The organism is Flavobacterium sp. TSSA_36 (assembly GCF_051547165.1).
In the GTDB taxonomy this organism is placed as follows: Bacteria; Bacteroidota; Bacteroidia; order Flavobacteriales; family Flavobacteriaceae; genus Flavobacterium.
The window spans coordinates 21,108-45,647 of record NZ_JBPTTP010000005.1 but is presented as its reverse complement, the minus strand read 5'-3'; the positions used below and the strand labels follow the sequence as shown (position 1 = coordinate 45,647).

The window sequence follows — 24,540 nt, the reverse complement described above, 5'->3', positions numbered from 1 at the left end:
GATTTTTCAGGGTCTAAGTTTTTCTAGATAACAAGAAAGAACAATTTTTATAAGAAAAGACAAGTAGGCATAATTAAGAGTTGTATTATTTACAAATTTTGTAAAATAAGTTTTGAGTTCGAGAGAAATATCAATTCAAAGTTTAATCAAAATAATCATATTAAATCATCGTTGAGACAATGGGTAACAACCAAACCAATATAATTATTTACAACACCGCAGATGGGAAAGCCCAAGTTTCCTTATATGCCAATGATGGCAGTGCGTGGATGAATCAAAGTCAGTTAGCAACACTTTTTGACACCACAAAGCAAAACATAAGCCTACACATTATTAACATTCTGAAAGAAGGAGAGTTAACCAAAGAATCAGTTGTCAAGGATTACTTGACAACTGCCACAGACGGCAAAGAGTATTTAGTTACTTTTTATTCGTTGGATATGATTTTGGCTATTGGTTTCAGAGTGCGAAGTAAACGAGGTACACAATTCAGGATTTGGGCTAACAAACATTTAATGGAGTATCTTGTAAAAGGTTTTCTAATGGATGACGAACGCCTAAAAAATCCAGACGGAAGACCGGATTATTTCGATGAATTTCTGGAAAGAATTCGAGAAATACGAGCATCAGAAAAGCGATTTTATCAAAAATTAAGAGACTTATTTGCTTTAAGTAGTGATTATGACACTACGGACAAAGCAACTCAAATGTTTTTTGCTGAAACACAAAATAAATTGCTTTATGCAGTAACTCAAAAAACAGCTGCCGAAATTATTGTTTCTAGAGCCGATTCCAATAGTCCAAATATGGCATTAACCAACTGGAAAGGCACAAAAGTAAGAAAGCAAGATATTTATATTGCCAAGAATTATCTAACCAAAGATGAAATAGATACATTGAACCGATTGGTAGTTATATTTTTGGAAACGGCAGAACTTCGTATCAAAGAACGCATAGACATCTCGATGGAATTTTGGACTAAAAATGTGGATAGATTGTTAGAATTTAATAACAAACCACTACTCGCATCTAAAGGAAGTATATCAAACAAAGAAATGGAAGACAAAGTGAGTGAAATGTATCATTTATTTGAAGATAGAAGAAAAAAACAAGAAGCTATTGCAGATGATAAAATGGAGCTCAATGAACTCAATGAACTTGAAAAAAAATTAAAAAGAAGAGAAAAATAAATTCAAACCTACTATTTCAATTTTCTAGTAACTTAATTAAAGAAGTAAATTTTACAATCGACAATGTATAACCTTAAGAATGATGGTACTATTCTAATTAAGAAATATTTTTAAAAACAGCTATAACGGATACGCGAAATCCTAATTGAGCAAACGTAAAATTTATCAAAAACAACAACTCAAAAATGTCCAATAACCTCCTAGAAACTCCCATCGAATATTTAAAAGGCGTTGGCCCCACTCGCGGGACATTGCTTCGCAATGAATTAGGGATTCATAAATATGGAGATTTGGTCAATTTTTATCCCAATCGGTATATTGACCGTACCCGTTATTACAAAATCAATGAGTTGCAAGGCACCACAGCCGAGGTCCAAATTGTTGGCAAAATCATCCACATCAAAACGGTGGAGTTTGGAAAAAACCAAAAGCGTTTAGTAGCTACTTTCATTGACGAGACGGGACAAATGGATTTGAATTGGTTCCAAGGACACAAATGGATTAAAGAGAGTTTAAAACTCAATGAAATGTGTGTTGTTTTCGGAAAATGTTCACAATACGGTAGTCAATTCAGTATAGCGCATCCTGAAATTGAGTTACTCGCTGAGCACCAACAAAGCTTGCGTTCGGCTATGCAACCCGTGTATCCATCTACCGAAACTTTGGCCAACAGAGGGTTTAGCAACAGAGTCATCAATAAAATGATGCAGCAATTGTTTTTGGAAACACAAGCCTTGTTTATCGAGACTTTACCCCAATATTTGCTTGAAGAGTTAAAATTGATTCCAAAGAATGCTGCATTATTCAATATTCACTTTCCAAAAAGTAGTGAAGCCCTAGCCAAAGCGCAATTCCGACTGAAGTTTGAAGAGTTATTCTACATTCAGTTGCAATTGATTACCAAAAATTTGATTCGCAAACACAAAATCAAAGGCCATCCCTTTTCAAAAGTAGGCGAATTGTTCAACGATTTTTATCAAAATCACTTGCCTTTTGATTTGACGAATGCCCAAAAAAGAGTAATCAAGGAAATCCGAACCGATATGGGAAGCAACGCCCAAATGAATCGTCTTCTTCAAGGAGATGTGGGCTCAGGCAAAACGATTGTGGCTTTTATGAGTATGCTTTTGGCTCTAGACAATGGTTTTCAGGCTTGCTTGATGGCGCCCACAGAGATTTTGGCCAATCAACATTTTATCGGACTTTCAGAATTTGCCAATACCTTAAATATTAATATCAAAATCCTAACAGGTTCTACCAAAACTGCGGCACGAAAAATCATTCACGAAGAACTCGAAAATGGAAGTTTACAAATCTTAATCGGTACTCACGCGCTGTTGGAAGACAAAGTGCAGTTTCAAAATTTAGGCCTAGCCGTAATTGATGAACAACATCGTTTTGGAGTAGAACAAAGATCCAAGTTATGGAAAAAAAACGCCATTCCTCCTCACGTTTTGGTTATGACCGCTACGCCTATTCCGAGAACTTTGGCGATGAGTTTGTATGGCGATTTAGATGTTTCGGTTATTGATGAATTGCCTCCTGGTCGAAAACCCATTCAAACCGTGCATCGTTTTGACTCCAACCGTTTGAAAGTTTGGAAATTTATACGTGATGAAATCGCTTTGGGACGACAAATTTATATTGTGTATCCATTAATTCAGGAATCCGAAAAAATGGATTTTAAAGATTTGATGGATGGTTACGAGAGTATTTCACGCGATTTCCCACTACCCGATTATTCGATTTCGATTTTGCACGGAAAAATGAAACCAGCAGAAAAAGATGCTGAAATGAAGCGCTTCGCCGAAGGAAAAACAAATATTATGGTAGCCACTACTGTAATTGAGGTAGGTGTAAATGTGCCGAATGCCAGCGTAATGATTATTGAAAGTGCAGAACGCTTTGGACTCTCTCAACTCCACCAATTGCGTGGTCGCGTGGGTCGTGGTGCTGAACAAAGTTATTGCATCTTGATGACTTCTCACAAACTGACCAGCGATAGTAAAATTAGAATGGAAACTATGGTCAATAGCAACGACGGATTTGAAATTGCCGAAGTAGACTTGAAATTACGCGGACCAGGAGATATAATGGGAACGCAACAAAGCGGAATTTTAAACCTTCAAATTGCGGATTTAGTCAAAGACAAAGACATATTGCTTTTGGCTAGAAATTACGCTTTCAAAGTATTGAATGACGACCCTTCTATGCAAAAACTAGAAAATAACATCCTTAGAATGGTTTTTATGGAACTTACCAAGAAAAAAAATATTTGGAACTATATTAGTTAAATCTATTATTAAATTCTCTTTGTTTTTAAGAATTTATGATTTAAAACGAAACGATTCCGAGTTGTTTTATTAATTTGTATGTACAAATGTTAAATTATTTTTTCTTATTATCGCTTTCTTACAAATGCTTTACTTTTGTTTTTGAACTTTTTTTAAAAACCAATTAAACCATTGATTATTTATGATGTCTCATCTAATTAATTAATAAAAAAGCAAGTTTAAAATTCAATTTATCTTACTTTAGAAGGTTAAAAACAAACTGCTTTCCACACCCAAAGAATTACCAAAAAACAAATAAGCTTATGAAAATAAAAAACCTTGTTTACACGCTTTTAGTTCTTATCATTGGAGGTTTTATAGCCTACAGAGTCGTTTCGAATTCTAAAAAAGGAGGCGATTCAAAAGACAAAGGAGGAAAAGACCAACCGATGAACGTAAGTGGAATCGTTATTAAAACCCAAGTTTTTAAAAACAATTTATCGCTTTCAGGTTCTATCGAAGCCAATGAACAAGTTGAAATTAGAAGTGAAGTTTCTGGTATTGTAGAAGCCATTTCGTTTCAAGAAGGAAGTTTTGTAAACAAAGGTCAAGTTTTATTCAAAGTCAACGACCAAGAATTAAAAGCCCAACTCATTCAAGCAACAACTAAAGAAGGTCTAGCCGCAGAAAATGCTAGAAGAGCTAAATTGCTTTTACAAAAAGAAGCCATCAGCCAAGAAGAATATGATGTAGCCCGAGCCGAGCACAAATCGACGCAAGCACAAGTGCAATTAATTAGAGCTCAAATTGCAAAAACATCCGTAAGAGCTCCTTTTTCTGGAAAAATAGGATTGCGTTCCATCTCTCCAGGAACCTACATTACACCTACTACTTTAGTGGCGAATTTGGTTAATATCGGGAAATTAAAAATTACCTTTTCAGTTCCAGAAAAATATGCTTCACAAATCAAGTTAAATACCAACATTTCATTTACCGTTTCTGGTACTACTCAAAAATACCACGGCGTTGTTTATGCTATCGAACCTGAAGTGGACACTGCAACCCGAACTTTACAAGTTAGAGCCATAGCCGATAATAAAGAAGGAAAACTTTTCCCAGGGACTTTTGCTAATGTCGAATTACCATTAGATGTCATTAATGATGCAATTGTTATCCCTACAGAAGCGATTGTTCCGATTCAAAATGGTAAAAAAGTGTTCATTTCCGAAAAAGGAATGGCAAAAGAAGTAAAAGTAGAAGCTTCTACCAGAACGGATGCTTCCATCTTGATTCTTTCAGGATTAAAAGCTGGAGATACTTTACTGACCACAGGCGTAATGGCGTTGAAAGATGAAACACCCGTAAAAGTTAAAATTAAGTAGTGTTTTTAGTAATTATTAGCTAGTCATTAGTGATTAGTCATAAACAACTAAAGATTAAAACCAAGAACTAAAGACTAAGGACTTAAATAGAAAAAGAAAAAAATGAGTTTATCCACCATAAGCATAAAAAGACCCGTTTTAACGATAGTTTTGAATTTAACTATCATTTTGTTTGGAGCCATTGGTTACAGTTTTTTGGGAGTTCGAGAATTTCCTTCTATCGACCCTGCTCAGGTTTCTGTGAGAACGAATTATACTGGAGCGAATTCAGATATTATCGAATCTCAAATTACTGAACCTTTAGAAAAAGCCATAAACTCTATAGATGGGATTCGAAATGTTACTTCTTCGAGTATTCAAGGAAGTAGTAACATTACTATTGAATTTGATTTGAACAAAGATTTAGAGGAAGCTGCAAATGATGTTCGTGATAAAGTATCACAAGCCGTTCGTAGTTTACCACAAGATATAGATGCTCCTCCTGTAGTTTCTAAAGCGGATGCCAATGGGGAATCCATTATTTCTATGACGGTACAAAGTGATACCAGAGACGCATTAGAATTAAGCGATTTTGCCGAAAATGTAATTGCGCAACGTCTGGAAACAATTCCTGGTGTAAGTGGTGTACAGATTTGGGGACAAAAAAGATACGCTATGCGTTTGTGGATTGACCCAGTAAAATTAGCAGCCTATGGTTGTACTGTAGCTGAAGTTCGTACGGCATTAAATAAACAAAATGTAGAATTACCTTCAGGAAAATTAACGGGTAACAACACTGATTTAACAGTAAAAACAGTTGGAAATCTAACCAAGCCCGAAGAATTCAACAACATCATCATTCGTAGTGAGGGCGATAGAATTGTCCGTTTTAGTGATATTGGAAATGCTGAACTTGGTGCTGAAAATCTAGAGACCAAAATGAGTCAATCTGGGCTTCCGTTATTGGGTGTGGCTATTGTTCCGCTTCCTGGGGCTAATTATTTAGATATTTCAAAAGAGTTTTATAAAGTCTACAATTCTTTGCAAAAAGATTTACCAAAGGACATCAAATTAAACATTGCAATTGACAGTACGATTTTCGTAAAAAAATCGGTGATTGAAGTAGCTGAAACCCTTGGTATTTCAATCATTCTGGTAATCTTAATTATTTACTTGTTCTTTAGAGATTGGGCCATTGCCTTCCGTCCGTTGATTGATATTCCTGTTTCCTTGATTGCTACATTCTTTATTATGTGGCTTTTTGGATTTTCGATAAATGTATTGACGTTGTTGGCGATTGTTTTAGCCACAGGTTTGGTAGTTGATGATGGAATTGTAGTAACCGAAAATATTTTCAAAAAGGTAGAAGAAGGAATGTCGCCTATTGAAGCAGCAATAAAAGGGTCGAATGAAATCTTTTTTGCGGTAATTTCAATTTCGATTACGCTGGCCGCAGTATTTCTTCCTGTTATATTTTTGGAAGGTTTTGTTGGTCGATTGTTTAGGGAGTTTGGAGTGGTCATTGGTGCAGCTGTATTAATTTCAGCTTTTGTTTCTTTGACTTTGACCCCAATGCTAAATGCCTATTTAATGAAAGGTGGGGTTCAAAAGAAATCAAAATTCTATTTGATGACCGAACCTTATTTTGAGAAATTAAACAGCAACTATGCGGAATCATTAGGCCGTTTTATGAAAAAGAAATGGTTGAGTTTCCCTATTCTAATTGTTTGTTTTGGATTGATTTACCTTTTCTTTTCGCTTTTGAAAAAAGAAACAGCTCCTTATGATGACAGAAGTGCCATTGTAATGACTATGACTACCCCTGAGGGCGCTTCTTATGAATATACGGACCGTTTTATGCAGGAAGTCTCTAAAATTGTAGACGATTCCATTCCAGAGAAAAATGTTTCGCTTATCATAACATCACCAGGTTTTGGAGCTTCTACGGTAAACAGCGGACGTGTTCGTATTGCCTTAAAAGCACCAGAAGAAAGAAAGCGTTCTCAAAAGGAAATTGCAGAAGAATTAACCAAAATCACCAAACAGTTTCCTGAAGCAAAAACGGCGGTAATTGAGCAACCTACAATCGCTGTAAATCGACGTGGAGGATTGCCTATTCAATACATTATTCAGGCGCCAAACTTTAAAAAATTAGAAGAGAAAATTCCATTATTTATGGAAGAAGCTGCTAAAGATTCTACTTTTGCGATTACGGATGTGAATCTAAAATTCAACAAACCTGAAGTGACCGTTACAATCGATAGAGAAAAAGCAGAAAGCTTAGGAATTTCGGTTTTGGATATTGCACAAACCTTACAACTTTCGTTGAGCGGACAACGTTTTGGTTATTTTATGCAAAACGGAAAACAATACCAAGTCATCGGACAATTCAACCAAGAAGACCGTACAAAACCACTTGATATTGCTTCTATGTTTGTCAAAAACAACAAAGGAGAATTGATTCAGATGGACAATGTGGTGACCATTCAAGAACAAAGTAATCCACCGCAATTGTATCACAACAACCGTTATATGTCGGCCACTGTTTCGGCGGGATTAGCGCCAGGCAAAAGTTTGGGCGAAGGAATTGAAGCGATGAATAGAATCAAAGCCAAAGTTTTGGACGATACGTTTACGACTGACTTAGGTGGTGAATCTCGAGATTTTGTGGAAAGCAGTTCGAATACTTCTTTTGCTTTTGGATTGGCTTTAATCTTGATATTTTTGATTTTAGCAGCACAATTTGAAAGTTTTATTGACCCGTTTATTATCATTTTGACTGTTCCGATGGCGGTTGCTGGTGCTTTGTTTTCGTTGTGGTTGTTCAATCAAACTTGGAACATTTTCAGTCAGATTGGAACCGTAATGTTGATTGGGTTGGTGACCAAAAACGGTATTTTGATTGTAGAATTTGCAAATCAATTACGTGAACAAGGCAAACCGAAATTTGAAGCGATTATGGAAGCTTCTGAAGCGCGTTTGCGTCCAATTTTGATGACGAGTTTGGCGATTTCGTTAGGAGCTTTGCCAATTGCATTATCACTTGGAGCCGCTTCAACTAGTAGAATTGGTATGGGAGTTGTAATTGTGGGAGGTACCATATTTTCGCTGGTGTTGACTTTATTTGTAATTCCAGCGTTGTATTTGATGTGGTCTAAAGCCAGAAAACATTATCCTGAATTTGACCATATTGCAGAATACGAAGCCGAATCGAAATAATTTTGGCTACGTTTTATGAAAATGAAACGTGTAGTCTAGCCCCGATTGCTTCGCCAGTTCGCTTCGCTCGTGTGCAGCGGCATCCTTTTTTTTATTTTTTCTTTTCAAAAAATAAAAAAAAGATATAGCGGATAGCGGGAGGAATCGTGTTTTGAAAACAAATGTGGTGCTCCTCAAATTAGAAAATTAGAATTTAATTGGTAGTTGAAAATAAGAAATGAAAAAAAATATAATTGCTTTTTTGGTTTTGCTTGCTAGTGTTTTAGGAAACGCTCAAGAAGTATTGACTATAAAAGATGCGGTGTCGATAGCTTTGGAAAACAACTTTGAGATTAAAATTGCAAACAATAATCTTAATATAGACAAAGTCAATGTTTCTGAGGGAAATGCAGGTATGCTTCCTTCTGTAACAGCATCTTTTATTGATAATAATAGGGTGCAAAACACCTCTCAAACATTGCAGTCGGGACAAGTAAATTCATTGAAAGATGCTAAAAATAATAGCATGAATTATGGTGTGAGTTTGGATTGGACAGTTTTTGATGGCTTACGAATGTTCGCGAGATTTGATCAATTGAAGGAATTGCAAAAATTAGGCGAAGTCAAATTAAAACAAACAATTTTGAGCAAAATTGGAGCTGTAAACGCTACTTTTTTTGATTTGGTACAACAACAACAGCAATTGTTTGCGATGGATAGCACGTTGGTGATTTCTTCGCAACGATTACAATTGGCCGAAAACCGATTTAAAATTGGGAAAGCATCAAAATTGGAGGTTTTGAATGCTCAAGTGGATTTAAATACCGACAAAGTAACCTTATTGCGACAAAAAGAATTGTACGCTACAACCAAAATAAAATTGAATCAAATTCTAGCACGTGATGTCAGTACTGATTTTTCAGTTTTGAGCGAGGTTAAGGTGGACAATTCATTACTTTTATATCAATTGATGGAATTAGCCAAAAAACAAAATCCGCAATTACTATCGCAAATTATTGCTAAAAATGTTTCAGAATTACAGCTGAAACAAGTCAAAGCGGCTAGATATCCAAATGTAAGTTTGAACACGGGTTATAATTTTCAAAATACGGAATCGAGTTTAGGATTTACAACACAATCATCTGCTAGAGGTTTCAATTATGGATTTACCGCTACTTTGAATCTTTTTGACGGTTTTACTCAAAATAGAAATGAGAAAATTGCAAAATTAGAAATGGAGAACAGCCAATTAGCTATTGAACAACAAACACAAGCTTTAGAATCGCAACTTTCGACATTTTTTCAAACATACTTAACTAATTTAGAACTCATTGTTTTGGAAGAAAATAACGAAGCGATTGCCAAACAAAATCTCGCAATTACAATTGATAAACTTAAAATTGGTACGATAACAACTATCGAATTTAGAGCCGCTCAACTCAATTATGTAAACGCAAGAGTTAGAAATAGTAATGCACACTATCAAGCCAAGTTATCAGAAATTGCATTAAAAGAATTAGCGGGCACTATTGCGTACTAAAAGTTTTTATAAATCTAAAATCACTAAGGGTTTTGATAGCATCACAATAATTTGAGGATCTTAAAATTCAAAAAAACACAAACACCGATTGAAATTATAGTTTACCCAAGAGGTGTTTTTAGCCCAGATTCCACATTAGAAATCTACTACAACTAAATTACTTCACTATTTTTATATTTTTTAGCAGAGTTCAGTGAATGAATTTCTCCTTCAAAACCAAGAACTTTTTTCACGAGTTTATATTTTTTTAGAGGAGTTCAAGATACGTTACGCTTGGTACTCCCATTTTTAAATTCAAAATACAAAAGTATTCCTTCTTCAAAATAGTCCGTGAGCTCTTGCTTTTCTTGAATAATTCAGTTTTGCTACGAAGTCTAATGCAGATTCTGGGTTTAAAAAATAACCAAAATGTTTCTCTCGCCAAGGTGCAATCCTTATATTTGCAATCTTATTAAAAATGACAAATGAAGGTATCATATAATTGGTTAAAACAATTTATTAAAATCGATTGGAATTCTGAAGAAACAGCAGCTTTACTTACTGATTTAGGTCTTGAAGTAGAAACTGTAGATAAGTACCAATCTATTAAAGGAGGTTTAGAAGGCATTGTAGTAGGACACGTACTCACTTGTGTACCGCATCCCGATGCTGATCGATTAAAAGTTACAACGGTAGACTTAGGAGATGGTGTTCCTGTTCAAATAGTATGTGGCGCTAGCAATGTTGCAGCTGGTCAAAAAGTTCCCGTAGCCACCATTGGTACTGTTTTATATGACAAAGACGGACAATCGTTTACCATTAAGAAAGGAAAAATCAGAGGACAAGAAAGTCATGGAATGATTTGTGCCGAGGACGAATTAGGTCTAGGTGAAAGTCACGATGGAATCATGGTGTTAGACGAAAAATTAATAGCTGGTACCAAAGCGTCCACCGTTTTTAATATCGAAAATGATGAGGTTTTCGAGATTGGACTTACTCCAAATCGCGCCGATGCGATGAGCCATTTAGGGACCGCGCGTGATCTAAGAGCTGGTATGCTACAAAGTGGTGTTAATGTAGAATTAATTACCCCTTCTGTTAGTAATTTTAGAGTCGATAAACGAACTCTAAAAATTGATGTTGATGTTAAAAACAATAAATTAGCCCCAAGATATTGTGGGGTAACAATTTCTGGAATTACTGTAAAAAGTTCTCCAGAATGGTTGCAAAATCGATTAAAAGCTATTGGAATTAATCCAAAAAACAATATCGTAGACGTCACGAATTATGTTTTACATGATTTAGGTCAACCCTTACATGCTTTTGATGCCAGCAAAATTAATGGTAAGATTCATGTACAAACATTAGAAGCAGGCACTAAATTCATCACTTTAGATGAGATAGAAAGAACATTACATGAAGAGGATTTGATGATTTGTGACGATAAAGGTCCAATGTGTATTGCAGGTGTATTTGGTGGTAAAAAATCAGGAGTTTCTGAAAACACTACGTCTATTTTCCTAGAAAGTGCTTATTTCAATCCGATAAGCATTAGAAAAACAGCCAAAAGACACCAATTGAATACGGATGCTTCTTTCCGTTTTGAAAGAGGAATTGACCCTACTATAACGGAATATGCCTTAAAAAGAGCCGCTTTATTAATTCAAGAAGTTGCTGGTGGTGAGATTACTTCTGATATTATTGATATTTATCCAAAAAAAGCAGAAGATTTTACAGTATTTTTAAATTTCAATAAAGTAGCCAAAATCATAGGTCAAGAAATTCCAAAAGATACTATAAAACAAATCCTAGCTTCTTTAGAAATAAAAGTAAATAGTGTTACTGATGCTGGTTTAGGGTTAATTATTCCTTGCTACCGTGTGGATGTACAACGTGAGATAGACGTTATAGAAGAAATTTTGCGTGTTTACGGCTACAACAATATTGGCATTTCAAAAAAAGTAAATGCCTCAGTTTCAAATTCACCCAGAACAGAAGACTATAAAGTGCAAAATACCGTTGCCTCTCAATTGAATGCTCAAGGTTTTCATGAAATGATGGCTAATTCTTTGACAACCGCAAGCTATATATCGCTTTCTGAAACACTTAAGGAAACACATAATGTCACTATGCTAAACCCTTTGAGCAGTGATTTGTCTACTATGAGACAATCTCTTTTGTTTTCTGGACTTGAAGCCTTAGCCTACAACATCAATAGAAAAAATTCAGATTTGAAATTATTCGAATTTGGAAAAACATATCACAATTTCGAGGCGGGTTATGAAGAAATCAAACATTTGACTTTATTTCAAACTGGAAATACTTCAAGAGAAAATTGGAACAATCCATTGCAACCTTCAAATTTCTTTTTATTCAAAGGATATGTAATGGCTATTTTAGAAAAATTAGGTATTCAAAAATCTATCAGTATTCCGGTAACTTCAGATGTTTTTTCTGAAGGAATTGCTTTAGGTATTGGTCAAGAAACCTTAGTTGAATTTGGCGTTGTTAAAAAATCAATCGCCAAGCATTTTGGCATCAAGCAAGAGATCTTATTTGCCGATTTTAATTGGGCTTTGGTTTTAAAATTGGTTTCAAACAAAATAAAATTCACTGATATTCCTAAATACCCAGAGGTACGTCGTGACTTGGCTTTGCTATTAGATACCCAGATCACCTATGACGCTTTGTATAAAATTGCACGCCAAACCGAAAAAACATTAGTAAAGGAAATCAATCTTTTTGATGTGTATGAAGGCGCTAATTTACCCGAAGGAAAAAAATCCTATGCGTTAAGCTTCATTATTCAGGATACAACTAAGACTCTTGAAGATTCGCAAATTGATAAAATCATGAACAAACTACAAAAGAGTTTTGAATCAGAATTAGGAGCTACCATTCGATAATGTAAAAGCACTGATCACCAATTACAAAACAGTAAGGATCTCAAAATCAAATGGTTTTGAGATCCTTTTTTTAACGAATTGTTAATTCAATATTAGTTTTTCACCAATTCAATTTGGAAAGCTTTTTTTAAAATGAAAATTGCTATTTAAATTTGTAAGTTTGTTAACTATTAAAAAGCACTAAAATGAGCATTACGGAGAAAAAATACAACAAACTATCCATTCAAGTTTCCTTAACAGGTTTGTCATTTTGTTGTTTTGATACTTTAAATCACAAAATCAAATCCTTTAATGAAGTCCATTTTGACACTTTTCAAAAAGCAACAAAAATTGAGGATTTGTTTGCAGATGCTTTTCAAGATTGTCCAGAACTCAAAGATACCTATGATGAAGTAGTGGTTATTCACAATAATACCTTATCTACATTTGTCCCCAAAGCTTTGTTTGACGAAAATTATTTAGGAAGTTATTTACAGTACAACACCAAAGTTTTCGATACCGATTTTTTCGCTTATGACACAATCGCCAATTATGATATGAATACTGTTTATATCCCTTATGTGAACATCAACAATTTTTTTATAGATCAATTTGGTTCGTTTGATTATAGACATGCGAATAGTATTTTGATTACAAAAATACTTGAGGCTTCCAAAAACAATGATGACAAAAAGATGGTCATTCATTTTAATAATGCTCACTTTGAGATTATTGTGGTACAAAACCAACAACTGCTATTTTTCAATTCATTTGAATATGCCACACCCGAAGATTTCTTGTATTACCTGCTCTTTACAGCCGAGCAATTGAGTTTAAATCCCGAAAATTTTCCGTTAGAAATTATAGGAAATTGTAACGAAGAAAGTCCTTATTACCAATTAGCCTACCAATACATCCGAAACATTTCGCTTTTTGATGTAAGCACTTTACAGAGAAGCAACACGTTTTCAGAAGCCAACAACAGACAACATTTTATACTATTCCACTCATGAGAATCATTTCAGGAAAATACAAAGGAAGACGCATTCAACCGCCCAAGAACCTTCCGGTGCGCCCTACAACCGACATGAGCAAAGAAGCTTTGTTTAATGTATTGAACAATCATTTCAATTTTGAAGGTTTAAAAATACTGGACTTATTCTCTGGCACTGGAAATATTAGTTACGAATTTGCCTCAAGGGGCAGCTATCCAATTACTTCAGTTGACGGTGATTTTGGTTGTATAAAATTCATCAAACAAATCGCTGCTGAATATGATTTTACAATTGCAGCTACCAAAAGCGATGTTTTTAAGTTTTTGGAAAACTGCAAAACTACCTACGATATTATTTTTGCCGATCCGCCTTATGGATTGGACCAAGCTACTTTTGAAAAAGTGGTACTTTTGATTTTCGAAAAAAACTTGCTTAATGAAGATGGGATGATGATTATTGAACATTCTAAATACACCAAAATGAATCATTTGGATAATTTTTCATTTCAAAAAAGTTATGGTGGTTCTTTTTTTAGCTTCTTTGAATTCAACAACACGGATGATGATGAAGAGTTAAACGACGATGATTTTGAAGTCACCGATTCAGAAGAATAAAAAAAGTAAAGAATTATAAGAGACTGAGAAACTATTAATTTTAAAAAAATGCAGACCTATAAGCCGGATTCTGTATTTCGATTGCTCGAAACCCTTATCATTTATCTAGACTTATAATTACTCATAAGCTCAAGCTATCTACCCTTCAGCAACGAACGAGAAGCCCTTAAATGCTGATATACTTGATATTTCACCGCATAGAGTTTACCTGGTTTCACTACAGCCTTACCTGTACATACTTTCTGTTGCACTTGTCCTAATCCCAACGAATTGGAACCGACGGGAGTTACCCGCTATGCTTCTCTGTGGTGTCCGGACTTTCCTCCCTTCCATAACGGAACGACGATAAGGCGGTCTGCTGTGCAAAAGTAACTTTTTAAAACTATATTTCCTTTAAAACAGTTAGAATTATGAGCTAATACAATAGATTTTTATAGGTAAAAGAGCTACTATTCTAAATTCCAATTTCTACTTGAAAACGCAAATACCAATTATTTTTCGTAGATCCATCAAAGAAAGTTAGGGTATCATAGTTAATTTCACTTTGTAATTTAAAAGTATGTTGCCAAAAATATTTAGTCACTCCAAAACTAAGTTCTTTTGTATTAGGGGTTAATGACGTTATGTCTTTCCCAACATTTTGGGTAGAATACCTCCCTATTACTTCATAATTACTGGGAAAACAATAACTTAATTGGTAATCAAACCCATGTCCAACAAAAACATATTTTTTTTGACTTGCATCCAAAGGGTTTATGGTTATAGCGTTTTTACTGCTAGTTCTAGACATATAACTTGACATAGCTGCCCATCCGTTGTATTTAAACATCATATCTAGTAAAACGGATTGCATGGTTCTTTTTTCATATAAATCACTTCCTAACTGACCTTGTGTCCGCTGCCCATTATTATTTTGTTGAAAAGCACCTGAAAGTAATAATTTTGGTTTTTTTTCTCGCATCAAATCGCCCTCAAAAGTAGTTCCATCTCTTGAAAATGAACCAAAAGGGAATAGTTCCACTTTTCCTGTCAAGGCTATTCCCTTATCTACTTTATTAGTGACATTTCTCCCTTCACCTGTGCTAATTGCCCCTTTAAAATTATAAGAAAAACGATCCTCATATTCATTAATATTGTGAATTTGAAATCCAAAATCACGATCTATAGTAAATTTTGCATTATTAATGGTTCGATCTGTTAATTGCAACGCACCTGAAGAATTAACCCGTTGTCGATTGCCCGGTAATTTAGTTTGACCAAAGCTAAAATTCCAGTTTTTATTGGGTCGATACATTACAACCGCATCCCGAATAATATTTAAATTTTCACCCTCTACAATTTCACCCACATCTCCTGGAGCAAAAGACAATTGAATAGCATACAAAATTTTGGGTGAGCCAATATATCCATCAAAACGCAATCGCAATCTTCTAATTTGTGCATCATATCCTGAACTTCCGTCTTCATTTTCCAAATAGCTTAACCGACTTTGCATTCTAAATCGAATGTTCAATTGATACAAACTATCAGGAGAAGTAATCCCAATTCCCTTTCCAAAACTGTAATAGGGAAGCGTAGATAACTTCAAATCATTATTATCTTTACTTTTTCTCTCAAATACTTGAGCATATGATTCCAAACTTAGCAGTAGTATCAGTAAGAAAAAAGGATACTTAAAAAGTTGGTTCCAAAACAAAGGTGTGGTTATTTTTTTTGGGAGTCTCATAACACTTTTTTTTTTCAAAAATACAAAAACAAAATGGCAGAAAAATAAAAACCTAGATTCCTTTGTAAGAAATCTAGGTTTGTGTTTTAATGAAGTACTGCCAAATAAGATAACTCTCGTAAAATCATCAATTATACCGTTTAATTCAAAAGAGTGTACACTTGATTTGCAATTTCAACTTCTTCATTGGTTGGAATTACAAGTACTTTGGTTTTAGCATTTAGTGCATTGATTTCTCTAATTTCTTTAGAACGCGTATTGTTTTTTTCGTGATCTAACTCAATGCCAAAATAATCCATTTCATCACATACTAATCGACGAATTACATCGGAATTTTCTCCAATTCCTGCCGTAAAAACAATAGCGTCTAATCCGTTTAAAACTGCAGTGTAGGCTCCAATGAATTTTTTAATTCTATAAGTATTCATAGCTAATGCTAACTGACATTCTTTATTTCCTGCCTCAGCATTACTTTCAATATCTCGTAAATCACTATAACCAGTTAATCCTAACATCCCACTTTGTTTTTGTAACAAAGTATTTACTTCGTCTGCAGAATAACCCAATGATTTAATCAAATAGAAGATTACAGAAGCATCAACATCACCGCTTCGAGTCCCCATCACTAACCCATTCATCGGTCCAAAGCCAAGGGTATGATCAATACTTTTTCCATCTTTAATAGCCGTCATACTACAGCCATTTCCTAAATGGATGGTAATTATTTTATCTGCTTTATGATTGGCTTTTTGAGTTAAATATTCTATCGCTTTTTCAGAAACATATTTATGGCTTGTACCATGAAAACCATAAGCCCGAATTTTATTTTCAGTTAATAAAAAGTTTGGAATAGCATATTTGTATGCTTCTACTGGCATGGTTTGATGAAAAGCTGTATCGAAAACAGCTACTTGTTTTGCTGCATCAAAAATTTGTTCTGCTACCAAAATTCCTTCCAAATTAGCTGGATTATGCAAGGGAGCCAATTCAATTAATTGGCGAATTTGTTCTTTCACTTCTTCTGTAATTTCAACAGTATTAGAAAAAGCACTACCACCGTGCACTACTCTATGGCCTACCGCTTTAATTTCAGAAGTAGATTGAATCACTCCTACTTTACCATCCATCAACAATTGCGCTATTTTTTGCAACCCGATTTTATGATTTGCAATAGGCAATGATTCCACTATTTTATGCGCATCTGTGGTGTAAGTCAAGTTGGAAGTATCTAATCCTATACGATCAATCATACCTGAACAGATTACTTTTTGCTCTGGCATTTCAATTAATTGGTATTTTATTGAAGAACTTCCTGAATTTATAATTACTACTTTCATTTATTTACTATTTAATTTGTTGATTTAAAACCTTTTACTACAATCCTGAATGATTACAAATCTTGTGCTTGAATAGCTGTAATCACCACTGTATTAATGATATCATCTACTGTACAACCTCTACTCAAATCGTTAACAGGCTTGTTAAGTCCTTGTAACATTGGACCTATGGCCAAAGCGCCTGTTTCTCTTTGCACTGCTTTGTAGGTATTATTTCCGGTATTCAAATCAGGAAAAATGAGTACACTAGCTTGACCTGCAACTGTTGAATCTGGCATTTTACTTTTCCCAACATTCATATCGACTGCTGCATCATATTGAATAGGACCTTCAATATTGATATCAGGTCTTTTTATTTTTACAATTTCTGTTGCTGCTCTTACCTTTTCTACCTCGTCCCCTTTTCCTGAAGTCCCAGAAGAATAAGAAAGCATTGCAACTTTAGGCTCAATTCCGAATGCTTTACTGGTATCTGCAGAGGAAATAGCAATTTCTGCCAATTGTTCCGCTGTAGGATTTGGATTAATAGCACAATCCCCAAAAACCGAAACTCTATCTTCCAAACACATAAAGAAAACTGAGGAAACTACCGACGAATTGGGTTTGGTTTTAATAAATTGAAGTGCTGGTAAAATGGTATGTTGTGTGGTATGTGCCGCTCCCGAAACCATTCCATCTGCATGACCTTTGTATACCATCATTGTCCCAAAATAAGACACATCTTCCATCAAATCTCTAGCTGTTGTGATTGAAATATTCTTCGCTTTTCTTAGTTCAAAGTAAGTATTTACATAATCTTCATAATGTTCTGACTCTCTAGGCGAAATAATTGCTACTCTACTAAAATCAAGATCTAAACCTAATTCTAATACTTTTGCTTCAATTTGTTTTTTATTTCCAATGATCGTCATATCCACCACGTCCATTACTTGTAAACGGGAGGCTGCTATTAGGATGCGATCATCATTCCCCTCTGGCAAAACAATATGTTTTCTAACTTTTTTGGCTCTTTTTACCAAATTATACTGAAACATTTTTGGCGTAATTCCACCGTTCTCAAAAGTGGTAAACTTTTCAGCCAAAGCGTCAACATCAACGTATTTTTCAAAAGTAGCGATCGAAGTTTCAATTTTTTGAATGTTATTGGCATAAATCTTAGACTTAATCGCTCCTATCTGATTCGAAACATTATAGGTACCTCCTGGCACCGTCAGTATAGGAACTACGGTTGATAGCCCCTCTATTAGCTGCAAAATACTTTCTTCAGGCATTAAATTTCCTGTCAACACAATACCAGCTACTGATGGATAATTAGCCGACTCGTTAGCTTGTAATGCACCCAAAATAATATCTGCCCTGTCGCCAGGAGTAATAATCAAAGCATTATCCTTCAGGTGTAAAAGGTAATTAGGCAATTGCATGGCGCCAATACTATAACTTCCAGTTTGATTGTTAAGATAATCCTGACCAAACAAAACTTTGGCTCCAATCTCGTTGACAATCTCTTGAACGGTTGGATTATTTAAGCTAGAAATAAGTGGAATGGCATTAACCAGTACTGTACTAGGCAATTGTTTTATTAACGCATTAGTAACCAATTCAACATTTTCCGATTGAACCTTGTTAGCAATAACCGATATTACTTCAACATCTTTAACTTTGAATGAATCATAGGCCAAATACAAACTATCTACTAGCTCATCCAAAGTTTTTCCCACACCTGAACCTATGATTATCGTTGGAATACCTAAATTTTTAGCAATTAACACATTGGTATCTAATTCTATAGCCGTTCCCTCTCCAATAAAACTAGTACCTTCTACTAATACAAAATCGTATTTTTCCTCTAATTTTTTAAACTTTTCGATGATGACATCCAAAACTTCGCCAATCTTCCCTTTGTTTTTCTTTTTGATCAATTTGCTCTTAGTGAAGGCATAAGCGTCTTCTATCTTCATATCTAGGCCAAAATGAGAAATAACCGTTTCAATATGATTATCAAATTCGCCTTCTTCAAAATCTTCTATAATCGGTCTAAAATACCCTACTCGAGCGGTTTTACCCATTAAAATTTGCATCAAACCTAAACTAATAATCGATTTTCCACAGTTTTTTTCGCTTGTGGCTATATAAATTGCTTTGTTCATAATTCTCTATATTTATCTATATTTTGTAAAAAAATCTATTTTATAAAACTAAAACCACTTTCTTTTTTTGAAATAGAAAACCATTCCAATTCCAATTAAAAGCATTAAAAACAACACATAAAAATACCCATTTTGATAGCGTAACTCAGGCATGTTATCAAAATTCATCCCGTAGACTCCTACTATAAATGTGAGCGGTATAAAAATGGCCGAGACAATAGTTAACGTTTTCATTATTTCATTCATTTTATGTGATTGAGTGGTAAAAAAGAAATTTGAGGCTCCCTCTAACAATCCCATATCTGAATCAATTTGTTCCAAAAGTTCTAAGGTTTTTTGATGTAATCTGGCAAAAAAAACAAAATTATTAGGCTGAATGACATTAAATGTAGTATCGTCTTTTATACTTTTGATATCATATAAAGAATCTCGAAGCGGTATTATTGATCGTTTTAGAAAATTAAAATTATCACGATGTTTTTCAATTCTTTCCAAGATAATGGGATTTGAACTATGCTTGGAAAGCGCAATAATTTCCTCTAATTTGTCTTCTTCATTTTCAATTGTGATGTAAAAATTTTCCATAACCGCATCTAGCAAGGTATATAAAAGATAATCTGTCTTTTTACTTTTTAAATTGGTCGCATTATTTCTTATCCTTTCTCTAATATGAGCAAAAAAGTCCGAACGCCTTTCTTGAAAAGAGATCAAAACCCCATCTTTTAAAACAAAACTGATTTGCTCCACAGAAATGTTATCAGAATTCTCACTTGGTAAAATCGATTTGATGGTAAAGAACAATTGATCATGGGTTTCTTCTAATTTAGACCTTCTGGTTGTATTAAGAATATCCGACAGCACATACGTGTCTATTGAAAAAAAATCCCCAATGTCTTTTATTAATTTGATGTTATTTAAACCATGAACATTCAACCAATTGTTTCTAGAGAAATCTAGCCTTTTCTTTAAGTCAATTAACTCAATATCAATAGCTTCATAGAATCCCACTAAATCATAAACGAAAAGTTGTATTTCAGATTCTTTATCTTTATGAATGCCTGTATATTCCAAATTATTGGGCTGAATTTTTCGTCCTTTTCGGTATCTAATTTTTCTCATCCCATAAAATTATATAGTAATATTACAAAAAACAAATAAATAACAAATTGATTAAGAGAAAATTAGAGAACAATTTCATGTTCATTAATCGAAAATGAAAGTTTTATAGCTACAAAAATAATTAAAAAACTACAGTCGCGTTATGAGAAAAATCAGGTTTAAGTTTATTTTATGATTCCAAAGTATATTTGATTCAACCTTAAAATCCTAGCCTGAATCAGATAAAAAACACTGTAAAAACCACCTATTAATCATATTACAACACTGTGAACAATGTATAAATAAAGTTCCTATTTTTCATCCAAATGATTTCAAATTTTACTCGTCACATTACTATTAACTTCTTTCAAAATTAAATTATTTCAAGACTAAAAGAAAACAACAATCAGTCAACACATTAGCTTTATGTCAGTAAAAAAAAATAACAATTCAACATGGAACTTTTTATATTTTTAATTTAAAAGCTATATTTGCTTTTGAATCAAATACACAATGGAACAATTTATAGTATCAGCAAGAAAGTATCGTCCACAAACCTTCAAAGATGTTGTAGGTCAAAAAGCGATTACCAATACATTGCTTAATGCTATCGAAAACAACCATTTGGCTTCGGCACTTTTATTTACGGGGCCTCGAGGCGTTGGCAAAACAACATGTGCTCGAATTTTAGCGCGTAAAATCAACCAACCCGGTTATGATGATCCTGAAGAAGATTTTGCCTTCAATGTTTTTGAATTAGATGCTGCTTCAAACAATTCAGTAGATGATATTCGAAATTTGATTGATCAGGTTCGAATTCCACCCCAAACCGGACAATACAAAGTTTATATTATAGATGAGGTACATATGTTATCCTCTGCGGCCTTTAATGCCTTTTTAAAAACATTAGAAGAGCCACCTAAACACGCCATTTTTATTTTGGCAACGACAGAAAAACATAAAATCATACCCACGATTTTGTCGCGATGTCAGATTTTTGATTTTAAAAGAATAACCGTAAAAGATGCTAAAGAACATTTAGCAGATGTGGCCGAAAATCAAGGTATTCTATTTGAAGACGATGCGTTACACATTATTGCTCAAAAAGCTGATGGAGCAATGCGTGATGCGCTTTCTATCTTTGATCGTGTTGTTTCTTTTTGTGGCACCAATTTGACACGTCAAGCGGTAACTGAAAACTTAAATGTTTTGGATTACGAGACGTATATCAATATCACAAATCTTATTTTAGAGAACAAAATTCCAGATGTATTACTGGCTTTCAATGACATTCTTTCCAAAGGGTTTGATGCACATCATTTTGTTTCTGGATTGGCCTCGCATTTTAGAGATTTATTAGTTGCTAAAACTCCTGCTACGCTTACATTGTTAGAAATGGGAGAACAAGCACAGCAATTGTATGGCGAACAGGCTCAAAAATGTAGTCCAGATTTTTTACTAAAGGGAATTGATATTGCAAATGACTGCGATTTGAAGTACAAAGTAAGCCAAAATCAACGGTTATTGGTAGAACTTTGCTTGATGCAATTGGCCTCTATCACTTTTGATGGAGAAAAAAAAAAGCTGAGTCTTACATAATTCCTCCGACCTTTTTCAGAAACAATGACTATGCTATCACAGAAGTAAAACCCTCTGTTTCTGATCAACCAATCACGATTTCTAAGGAAGAAACGAACACTTCCTTACCTACTCCATCGGTTTCAAAACAAGAAACAGCACCCTCTATTACTGAAGTAGTAAAACCTGAGCTCGCCTATAAACCAGATGAAACCAAAGTTTCTGCGTTTTCATTATCAAGTATTCGTGCGAAAAAAGCATTAGAAGAAAGTAGTAAATCAATAGTTAGAGAAGTAGCACATTCACCCACCGAAGCTTTTACTGAAACTCAAATGTTATTGCAGTGGACAAAATATGCTCAAAAATTAGGAAATAAAGGTTATAAAATAATGGAATCGTTATTACTAATCAACGATCCCAAGTTGGATGGTACTAAAATCACCATCGAATTACCAAATGAAGGTTCTAAATTAGATTTCGAAAGTGAAAAACATGGACTATTGGGTCATTTGAAAGGACACCTTCACAATCATGAAATTACCATTGATGTTATTGTAAACGAAACAATTGAAATCAAAAGAAATTTAAACGACCAAGATCGTTATAACCGTTTGAAAGAACTTAATCCTGCCATTGATTTGCTTCGAGCCACTTTTGGTTTACACGTTGACGCATAAAATATTGTTAAAACCAACTTTATTTTAACATTTATTTGCCAATTCACATCCTCTTTTTGGATCGTTTATCCTTTAATTTTGTACCATTAAAAAAAGTTTTACAAAAAGATGGAAAAAAAACAAGCAAATGTAGCTCCTCTAGGTCTTTTAGGATTTGGTATGACTACAATTTTATTAAACATTCACAACATGGGATTTTTTCCTGTTAGTAGTGTCATTATTTCAATGGGTATTTTTTACGGCGGAATCGCTCAAATTATAGCAGGAATTATCTCTTATACACAGGGAAAAACTTTTGCAGGTACCGCTTTTACTTCCTATGGTTTTTTCTGGCTTTCGTTAGTTGCCATTTGGTTGCTTCCTAACACCTCATTTGAGATGGCTGGATCCACTACGGCTTCTTTCTTTGGATGCTATTTAGTTTTATGGGGGCTGTTTACCGCTTTTATGTGGTGGGGAACTTGGGGCGGAAGCAAAGTGCAACAGTTTGTATTTTTATCGTTGACTATTTTATTCTTTACTCTTGCACTTTCTAAATTTTTAAACAACGAGTTCATTAATGAGATTGCTGGCGTCATTGGTATTATTTGTGGTGGAAGCGCTTTCTATCTAGCCGTTGCTGAATTATTAGAAGAAGTAAAAAACAAAAGAGTGTTGCCTTTTTAACTTCTTGTATCTTAAACTCAGATTCCTCATTAGAAATCTACTACAGCAAAATTACTTCACCATTTTTTTTATTTTTTAGTGGAGTTACCTGAATATATTTTTTCTTCAAAACCAAGAACTTACTCCTATTTTTAAATTCAAAATACAAAAGTATTCCTTTATTAAAAATAGCTCGTGAGCTCATGCTTTTATTGAATAATTTAGTTTCGCTACAAAGTCTAATACAGATTCTAGATTAAAAAAAAAATCGGATTACTCTAGAAAAGTAATCCGATTTTTTTTGTGCTAGTGGTATAATATCCAAAATATCTGTTTCTGTGTTAGAAAAAAAATTGCACTTATTTCTTTTATTGATGCTACTATTTCAGAAAATTGCTTTATAAATACACACACTTTTTCTTACTTAAAATTAAATATAAAAAGCTACCCGACATTTAAGTGAACACAATTGATTGATTGATTGATTGATTACACTATGTTTCGAAACTGCGCTATCCCTTCCACAAAGGTGTCAGAAAGGTGAGGGATTCAAGAATAATTCAATACACAAAATTTAATGTGTAACTTAGAAGAAAATATGAGCTTTGCATTCATTTTTATACTTGCAAATCATTCAAAATCTATGAATTATACAACTTTTTAAAATAGTTGTATAATAAATGTAATAAACTTTATAAGAACTTTGTAATTCTTCTAATTCCCCAATCTGATTTGAAACTTTACATTAAATATATGGTCAGTAATCGCTGCAAATTAGCCGTAAAAGTACAACTCAAAGAAATGGGATTGCATTTTATTATGGTAGATTTGGGTGAGGTAGAAATTATGGAAACGCTCAACATAATGCAACGAGAAAATCTTAAGAAAAGACTTTCAAGCTCTGGATTAGAATTGATGGACGATAAAAAGGCTATTTTGATTGAAAAAATTAAAAATAGTATCATCCAAATGGTACATCATCCTAGCGAAATCATCAAAGTAAATTTCTCTGATTATTTGAGTGAAAAATTAGATCACAATTATACGTATCTCGCAAATTTATTTTCAGAAGTTCAAGGTACCACGATAGAACAATTTATCATTTCTCACAAAATAGAACGCATCAAAGAATTAATGATTTATGATGAATACAACATCACTGAAATTGCCTGGAAAATGGGCTATAGTAGTGTAGCCCATTTATCAAGTCAGTTTAAAAAAGTTACGGGCTTATCTCCTTCACATTTCAAGCAACTCAAGGATAAAAGGCGTTGTCCAATTGAGGATATTTAAAACA

16 protein-coding genes and 1 other RNA gene are annotated in these 24,540 nt (G+C 34.0%); 12 read left to right on the top strand and 5 right to left on the bottom strand.

Going from position 1 to position 24,540, the window contains the following annotated elements; genetic code table 11:
• Window positions 1–179 precede the first annotated feature (179 nt).
• The 8 genes from ACSVH7_RS10790 to ACSVH7_RS10755 all read left to right on the top strand — a co-directional run bounded on the left by ACSVH7_RS10790 (window position 180) and on the right by ACSVH7_RS10755 (window position 14,035).
• On the top strand, window positions 180–1,190 hold the full coding sequence (locus tag ACSVH7_RS10790; RefSeq protein WP_438066705.1) for a virulence RhuM family protein: 1,011 nt from the start codon (window positions 180–182) through the stop codon (window positions 1,188–1,190).
• Between the two features lie 185 nt (window positions 1,191–1,375).
• Entirely contained in the window at window positions 1,376–3,484 is a 2,109-nt protein-coding gene (recG, locus tag ACSVH7_RS10785) for an ATP-dependent DNA helicase RecG (RefSeq protein WP_438066704.1), read from the top strand.
• A gap of 302 nt (window positions 3,485–3,786) precedes the next feature.
• The gene (locus ACSVH7_RS10780; RefSeq protein WP_438066703.1) at window positions 3,787–4,845 is read left to right on the top strand and encodes an efflux RND transporter periplasmic adaptor subunit; all 1,059 of its coding nucleotides are present in this window, start codon (window positions 3,787–3,789) and stop codon (window positions 4,843–4,845) included.
• A 102-nt stretch (window positions 4,846–4,947) separates the two neighbouring features.
• On the top strand, window positions 4,948–8,043 hold the full coding sequence (locus ACSVH7_RS10775) for an efflux RND transporter permease subunit (RefSeq protein WP_438066702.1): 3,096 nt from the start codon (window positions 4,948–4,950) through the stop codon (window positions 8,041–8,043).
• A 217-nt stretch (window positions 8,044–8,260) separates the two neighbouring features.
• Window positions 8,261–9,562 (top strand): TolC family protein, encoded by a 1,302-nt coding sequence (locus tag ACSVH7_RS10770; protein ID WP_438066701.1) that lies wholly within the window; start codon window positions 8,261–8,263, stop codon window positions 9,560–9,562.
• Between the two features lie 464 nt (window positions 9,563–10,026).
• Window positions 10,027–12,447 carry a phenylalanine--tRNA ligase subunit beta gene (pheT, locus tag ACSVH7_RS10765; RefSeq protein ID WP_438066700.1) on the top strand — a complete coding sequence of 807 codons (2,421 nt, stop codon included), beginning with the start codon at window positions 10,027–10,029 and terminating at the stop codon, window positions 12,445–12,447.
• Window positions 12,448–12,632: 185 nt separating this feature from the next.
• Entirely contained in the window at window positions 12,633–13,439 is an 807-nt protein-coding gene (locus tag ACSVH7_RS10760) for a DUF3822 family protein (RefSeq protein ID WP_438066699.1), read from the top strand.
• Window positions 13,436–14,035 (top strand): RsmD family RNA methyltransferase, encoded by a 600-nt coding sequence (locus ACSVH7_RS10755; protein ID WP_438066698.1) that lies wholly within the window; start codon window positions 13,436–13,438, stop codon window positions 14,033–14,035. Before ACSVH7_RS10760 ends, ACSVH7_RS10755 begins: the two co-directional genes overlap by 4 nt.
• Window positions 14,036–14,078: 43 nt before the next feature.
• Here ACSVH7_RS10755 and rnpB read toward each other — a convergent pair.
• The 5 genes from rnpB to corA form a co-directional block, all read right to left on the bottom strand.
• An RNA gene (rnpB, locus tag ACSVH7_RS10750) (RNase P RNA component class A) lies at window positions 14,079–14,397 on the bottom strand.
• Window positions 14,398–14,489: 92 nt separating this feature from the next.
• Window positions 14,490–15,761: a porin gene (locus ACSVH7_RS10745; protein ID WP_438066697.1), complete on the bottom strand. Its 1,272-nt coding sequence runs from the start codon at window positions 15,759–15,761 to the stop codon at window positions 14,490–14,492.
• A gap of 140 nt (window positions 15,762–15,901) precedes the next feature.
• Window positions 15,902–17,098: an acetate/propionate family kinase gene (locus ACSVH7_RS10740; RefSeq protein ID WP_438066696.1), complete on the bottom strand. Its 1,197-nt coding sequence runs from the start codon at window positions 17,096–17,098 to the stop codon at window positions 15,902–15,904.
• Between the two features lie 53 nt (window positions 17,099–17,151).
• Complete coding sequence (gene pta / locus ACSVH7_RS10735; protein WP_438066695.1) at window positions 17,152–19,245, bottom strand: phosphate acetyltransferase; 2,094 nt, start codon at window positions 19,243–19,245, stop codon at window positions 17,152–17,154.
• Window positions 19,246–19,293: 48 nt separating this feature from the next.
• Window positions 19,294–20,364: a magnesium/cobalt transporter CorA gene (gene corA / locus ACSVH7_RS10730; RefSeq protein ID WP_438066694.1), complete on the bottom strand. Its 1,071-nt coding sequence runs from the start codon at window positions 20,362–20,364 to the stop codon at window positions 19,294–19,296.
• Window positions 20,365–20,856: 492 nt separating this feature from the next.
• Between corA and dnaX the strand changes: the two genes are divergently transcribed.
• The 4 genes from dnaX to ACSVH7_RS10710 all read left to right on the top strand — a co-directional run bounded on the left by dnaX (window position 20,857) and on the right by ACSVH7_RS10710 (window position 24,536).
• A complete protein-coding gene (dnaX, locus tag ACSVH7_RS10725; protein WP_438066693.1) occupies window positions 20,857–21,942 on the top strand; it encodes a DNA polymerase III subunit gamma/tau in 1,086 nt (361 codons plus the stop codon).
• A 368-nt stretch (window positions 21,943–22,310) separates the two neighbouring features.
• The gene (locus tag ACSVH7_RS10720; protein ID WP_438066692.1) at window positions 22,311–22,598 is read left to right on the top strand and encodes a DNA polymerase III; all 288 of its coding nucleotides are present in this window, start codon (window positions 22,311–22,313) and stop codon (window positions 22,596–22,598) included.
• Between the two features lie 108 nt (window positions 22,599–22,706).
• Complete coding sequence (locus ACSVH7_RS10715) at window positions 22,707–23,264, top strand: acetate uptake transporter (protein ID WP_438066691.1); 558 nt, start codon at window positions 22,707–22,709, stop codon at window positions 23,262–23,264.
• A 732-nt stretch (window positions 23,265–23,996) separates the two neighbouring features.
• Window positions 23,997–24,536 carry a helix-turn-helix domain-containing protein gene (locus ACSVH7_RS10710; RefSeq protein ID WP_438066690.1) on the top strand — a complete coding sequence of 180 codons (540 nt, stop codon included), beginning with the start codon at window positions 23,997–23,999 and terminating at the stop codon, window positions 24,534–24,536.
• Window positions 24,537–24,540 lie beyond the last annotated feature (4 nt).